General features: G+C 54.5%; 2 tRNA genes and 2 rRNA genes (1 of these 4 running past the window's edge). All 4 read left to right on the top strand.

Annotated features, from left to right (window positions below):
- Positions 1 to 302: 302 nt before the first annotated feature.
- A 16S ribosomal RNA gene (locus tag B6S44_RS04595) occupies positions 303 to 1,789 on the top strand.
- A 249-nt stretch (positions 1,790 to 2,038) separates the two neighbouring features.
- Positions 2,039 to 2,115 (top strand) — tRNA-Ile (locus B6S44_RS04590).
- 79 nt (positions 2,116 to 2,194) lie between these two features.
- Positions 2,195 to 2,270: transfer RNA gene (locus B6S44_RS04585), tRNA-Ala, on the top strand.
- A gap of 222 nt (positions 2,271 to 2,492) precedes the next feature.
- Positions 2,493 to 3,162 (top strand): 23S ribosomal RNA (locus B6S44_RS04580) (it continues 2,136 nt past the right edge of the window).
- The 16S and 23S rRNA genes sit together here with 2 tRNA genes alongside, the layout of an rRNA operon.

Raw genomic sequence — 3,162 nt, 5'->3', positions numbered from 1 at the left:
CTCCTCTTATAAAGCGGCCATCGAGACGGCGCCGCCGCTGGCGGGGCCGCTCTACTGCGCTTCATGGGAACGATAGGCCTTGTCGCCGACTAGCTCGGTTGATTGGCTGTCTTCTGTGGGCCACGCTGTTTGACAAGTTAAGACAGAAAGAGAAACGTGGACGGCGGAGTTCTTGCGGACTTAGCTTCGGCTAGGTCGAACGAGACTTCGGTGTGCTGCGTTTACAAGAGCCATCGCTGATGACTTTCGGGTCATCAAGCAATGACTCCGTCAATACGCAGCGATGCCGGAACAAACTCATCAAATCTGAGAGTTTGATCCTGGCTCAGAGCGAACGCTGGCGGCAGGCTTAACACATGCAAGTCGAACGGGCACTTCGGTGCTAGTGGCAGACGGGTGAGTAACACGTGGGAACGTACCTTTCGGTTCGGAATAATTCAGGGAAACTTGGACTAATACCGGATACGCCCTTCGGGGGAAAGATTTATCGCCGATAGATCGGCCCGCGTCTGATTAGCTAGTTGGTGAGGTAATGGCTCACCAAGGCGACGATCAGTAGCTGGTCTGAGAGGATGATCAGCCACATTGGGACTGAGACACGGCCCAAACTCCTACGGGAGGCAGCAGTGGGGAATATTGGACAATGGGCGCAAGCCTGATCCAGCCATGCCGCGTGAGTGATGAAGGCCTTAGGGTTGTAAAGCTCTTTTGTCCGGGAAGATAATGACTGTACCGGAAGAATAAGCCCCGGCTAACTTCGTGCCAGCAGCCGCGGTAATACGAAGGGGGCTAGCGTTGCTCGGAATCACTGGGCGTAAAGGGCGCGTAGGCGGACTCTTAAGTCGGGGGTGAAAGCCCAGGGCTCAACCCTGGAATTGCCTTCGATACTGAGAGTCTTGAGTTCGGAAGAGGTTGGTGGAACTGCGAGTGTAGAGGTGAAATTCGTAGATATTCGCAAGAACACCAGTGGCGAAGGCGGCCAACTGGTCCGATACTGACGCTGAGGCGCGAAAGCGTGGGGAGCAAACAGGATTAGATACCCTGGTAGTCCACGCCGTAAACGATGAATGCCAGCCGTTGGGGTGCATGCACTTCAGTGGCGCAGCTAACGCTTTAAGCATTCCGCCTGGGGAGTACGGTCGCAAGATTAAAACTCAAAGGAATTGACGGGGGCCCGCACAAGCGGTGGAGCATGTGGTTTAATTCGAAGCAACGCGCAGAACCTTACCAGCTTTTGACATGTCCGGTTTGATCGACAGAGATGTCTTTCTTCAGTTCGGCTGGCCGGAACACAGGTGCTGCATGGCTGTCGTCAGCTCGTGTCGTGAGATGTTGGGTTAAGTCCCGCAACGAGCGCAACCCTCGCCCCTAGTTGCCATCATTCAGTTGGGAACTCTAGGGGGACTGCCGGTGATAAGCCGCGAGGAAGGTGGGGATGACGTCAAGTCCTCATGGCCCTTACAGGCTGGGCTACACACGTGCTACAATGGCGGTGACAATGGGCAGCGAAAGGGCGACCTCGAGCTAATCCCAAAAAGCCGTCTCAGTTCAGATTGTACTCTGCAACTCGAGTACATGAAGGTGGAATCGCTAGTAATCGTGGATCAGCATGCCACGGTGAATACGTTCCCGGGCCTTGTACACACCGCCCGTCACACCATGGGAGTTGGGTTTACCCGAAGGCGTCGCGCTAACCGCAAGGAGGCAGGCGACCACGGTAGGCTCAGCGACTGGGGTGAAGTCGTAACAAGGTAGCCGTAGGGGAACCTGCGGCTGGATCACCTCCTTTCTAAGGTAGAATTCTCCACGAGATCTTCGGATCTTGTATTGAATTCGCTTGGAACAAAGAAGCCAGTTCAGGCTTCGACATGCGGAACTTCGCCGTCTTCGTTTCTCTTTCTTAAATTCCGGGCGAAAGCGCCTGGCCCGTCGGCATCGGCCGATCGGCGCCGCGCTTTCAATGGGCCAACGCTTCAGGTCTTTGCGGATCTTTGCAGGTCTTTGGCCGCGAGGGGATCCTCGAGGTTTTATGGACCTCGGGCCTGTAGCTCAGTTGGTTAGAGCGCGCGCTTGATAAGCGTGAGGTCGGAGGTTCAAATCCTCCCAGGCCCACCAAGCTATGGTCTTCGAGCCGATAGGCTCGCAAGGCTTAACCGGCCGCCGCGTCCAATGGCGCGTGACCCTTTAAAAAAATGGGGCCATAGCTCAGTTGGGAGAGCGGTAGCTTTGCAAGCTTCAGGTCGTCGGTTCGATCCCGTCTGGCTCCACCAGAACCCCGGAATTTGTCAGGTTTTGCTGATTGTTGCCCTTTAAGGCGACGATGAGTAACGCTGTTTGTCATCGTGAAGAGGGAATAGATTCGAGAGCTGCACTCTCGCAGCGCGCTCGCGGCTACCAGGCCGCGTTGTTAAATCGGGTCTATTCGGCAAGCATAAATGGTCTTTCTGATCTTGTCTTGCAGCTTGACTGCTGCGGACATCGATCATGAGAACGATCAAGTGCCTTAAGAGCATTCGGTGGATGCCTTGGCGCTGAGAGGCGATGAAGGACGTGATACGCTGCGATAAGCCGTGGGGAGCTGCGAATGAGCTTTGATCCGCGGATTTCCGAATGGGGAAACCCACCTTCGATCTCTGTTATTCTAAGGATAGGCTTTCAGTCTGTCCTTAAGCTAACAGAGATCACATGAAGGTATTGAAACCTGAATACATAGGGTTTCAAAGCTAACCCAGGGAACTGAAACATCTAAGTACCTGGAGGAAAGGACATCAACGAGACTCCGTTAGTAGTGGCGAGCGAACGCGGACCAGGCCAGTGCTCGACTGTGCGTTACCGGAAGTGGTTGGGAAACCACGCATTAATGGGTGATAGCCCCGTACGGATCTGCAATCAGTTGAGACATGAGTAAGGCGGGACACGTGAAATCCTGTCTGAACGTGGGGGGACCACCCTCCAAGCCTAAGTACTCCTCAGCGACCGATAGTGAACAAGTACCGTGAGGGAAAGGTGAAAAGCACCCCGACGAGGGGAGTGAAATAGCACCTGAAACCGAATGCTTACAAACAGTGGGAGCTCAAGGTTCGTCCTGAGTGACCGCGTACCTTTTGTATAATGGGTCAGCGACTTAGTCTGACGAGCAAGCTTAAGCCGCTAGGCGTAGGC

Source organism: Allobosea sp. Tri-44 (genome assembly GCF_004123845.1).
Taxonomy (GTDB): Bacteria; Pseudomonadota; Alphaproteobacteria; order Rhizobiales; family Beijerinckiaceae; genus Allobosea.
The sequence above is the reverse complement of the archived record's forward strand: the minus strand, read 5'-3'. Positions and strand labels throughout refer to the sequence as shown.